The sequence below is a fragment of the Frankia sp. AgKG'84/4 genome (genome assembly GCF_023242965.2).
Lineage (GTDB): Bacteria > Actinomycetota > Actinomycetes > Frankiales > Frankiaceae > Frankia.
Window position 1 is genome coordinate 1 of sequence record NZ_JALKFU020001170.1, and the last position, 2,726, is coordinate 2,726.

General features: G+C 76.4%; 1 protein-coding gene. It reads right to left on the reverse strand.

Going from position 1 to position 2,726, the window contains the following annotated elements; genetic code table 11:
• A partial coding sequence (locus MXD58_RS28290; protein ID WP_250611217.1) for an ATP-binding protein occupies positions 1-2,726 on the reverse strand: 2,726 nt, incomplete at both ends.

Below are 2,726 nucleotides of genomic sequence, written 5' to 3' on the forward strand. Positions count from 1 at the left end.
GCCCTCACCCGCCCGGGCCGCCGCCAGCGCCCCGGGCGCGTGGCGTTCGGCGAGCGGCTCGACCCGGTCCCAGCCCAGCGACGGGATCGCCGTGAGATGGGAGAAACGTCGAGCCAACGCCAGCAGCCGCACCGCCTCACCCGCCGTCATCCGCGCCGGGCGGACCTCGCGCAGGCCCCAGGCGCCGAGCGCGTAGAGCAGCGTCCCGCAGGCCGGGAAGTCGATCGCGCTCTCGCCGCGCCGCAGGGCCTCGACGCACCGGCGCAGACCGGAGCGGAACATCTCCTCGCCGACGGCGAGGTCCTCGGCGCAGCTCGCGTACCAGGTGAGCGCCGCCAGCGCGACCGCGTCACCGACGAGCCCCCAGGGTTCGACGCCGGTCGGTTCGACGCCGGGCCACCGCATCGTGCGCAGCCCCTGGGCCGCGTCGAGGTAGCGGCGCAGGCCGTCCGCCGGGTCGCCGCGGGCGATGGCGAGCTCCGCCCGGCCGACGGCCGCCATTATCGCGCCGCCGTGCACGGTGTCGCTGGGCGGCCCGATCATGGCGAGGTACCGCTCGGCGGCCTCGAGCCGGCCCTCGTTGATGGCGTCGATCGCCAGCAGCACCCGCAGCTGGGCCACGTCGTCGTCGGCGCCGAGCCGCTCCATGACCGGCAGCGCCGCCCGGGCGTGCGCACGGGCGGCCGGTGTGTCGCCGAGCTGCGTGCACAGATCGGCGAGCCGGGTGTGCAGCATGGCCGCCAGCCAGGGCCCGTCCGCCGGTGTGGCCAGGGCCAGTGCCCGCTCGGCGGCGACAGCGGACGCCCGGGTGTCGCCGCTGTTCTCCCGTTGATGAGCCAGCCACGTCAGAGCGTTCAGGCGGGTGTGGCGGTCGGCATCCGCCGTCAGCCGGGCGAGCTGGGCCTCGGCGTGCTCCCCTGACGGCGCCGCCACGGCGAGAGCGAGCAGCACCCGCGCGGCACCGGCCACGGACGCCTCACCCGCCGCCTCGGGATCGCGCCGTTCCAACGGCTCGCGCCGTTCCAACGGCTCGCGCCGTTCCAACAGCTCGCGCAGCGAGGCCGGCAGCGTGCCGTCGGCCATGAACAGTGTCGTTCGCGCCGCCGTGGTCCCGGCCGCGAGCGCCGTCGGGCCCAGGCCGGGGGGCGGCGTCCAGCCGGCCAGCAGCGCGGTGACCGCGTCGACCATCCCCATCATCCGCAGGTGCTCGCCGCGGATCTCCCAGAACAGACCGAGCACCGCCACCAGTCGCGCCACCGCCTCGGTGTCGCCGTCGCTGAGCGCCGCCCGGAGCTCGTCGGCGAGGTTCGTCTCCTCGGCCGCGAGCGCGTCGATCGCCGCGAACTGCCCCTCGGTGGACAGGCCGGCACCATGGCCGGTCGCGTACTCGCTCGCCCAGTCCCGCAGGGCGCGCCGCGCCGTCGCCTGTTCGCCGGCGTCGGCCAGCCGCAGCCGGCCGAACTCCCGGACGGTCTCCAACATCCGGTAGCGCACCCCACCCGCCGACTCCCGCACGCTCAGCAGCGACTGGTCGACGAGGTTCTGCACCGTGTCCACGGGGTCGCCGTCGCCCGCGGGCCCGGGCGCCGCCGCGGTCCCACCGGGACCGGCGGCGCCGAGCACGGCCTGCGCGGCGTCGAGGGTGAAACCGTCCGGGAACAACGCCAGCCAGCGCAGCGATCGCCGCTCCGGTGGCGCCAGCAGCCGCCAGGACCAGTCGATCACCGCGAGCAGGGTGCGGTGGCGGTCCGGGGCGGAGCGGTCCCCGCCGCGCAGCAGGGCGAACCGGTCCGCGAGGCGCCGGTCGACGTCCTCCACCGACATCGCCCGGACCCGCGCCGCGGCCAGCTCGATCGCCAGCGGCAGGCCGTCGAGCTGGTCGACGATCCGGCCGATCACCTCGCGATCGAGCCGGACGGTGGGGCGGGCGGCGGTGGCCCGCTGGCAGAACAACTCGATCGCGTCGGCGTGGGACAGCTCGCCGAGCAGGTAGACCCGTTCCGCGCTGATCGCCAGCGGCGCCCGGCTGGTCGTGAGCACCCGCAGGTCGGCGGTGGCCGTGACGAGGAAGGCCACCAGGTCGGCGACCTCGGCGATGAGATGCTCGCAGTTGTCCAGCAGTAACAGGCCCGGTCCGCGGTCGAGCCGCGCGGCGATACGGGCCCGCAGGTCGGCGCGCTGCGCGGCGGTCAGCGTCCGGCGATCGGTGATCGAGTCGCGCACCCCGAGCGCGGCGCCGATCTCACCGAGCAGGTCCTCGGGCGCCGTCACCCCGACGAGCGGGACGACGTGCACCGTCGCCAGGGCGCTGTCGCGGGCGAGCAGGTTCGCCAGCCGGGTCTTGCCGAGCCCGCCCGGCCCGACGATCGACACCACCCGGGCCCGGTCCAGCAGCGCCCGCAGCCGGTCGACGTCGCGCTGGCGACCCAGCAGGGCGTTCGCGTCGTACTGGATGCCGTCGCGGACGGGCCGGTCGCGGGCGAGCAGCTCGCGCTGGACCCGGGCGAGGGCCTCGCCCGGGCTGGTGCCGAGCTGATTCCGCAGGTCTCGGCGGTAGCGCTCGAAGCGGTGCAGGGCCGCCCCGGCCCCGCGCACCGCGGCCTCGCTGCGTAGCAGGTCAGCCAGCAGATCCTCGTCGTCGGGCCGGTGCGCGTGGGCCTGCTCCAGCAGCGGGAGGGCCTCGGCGTGCCGGCCGGTCCGGCTCGCGGTCCGGGCCAGCACCAGCC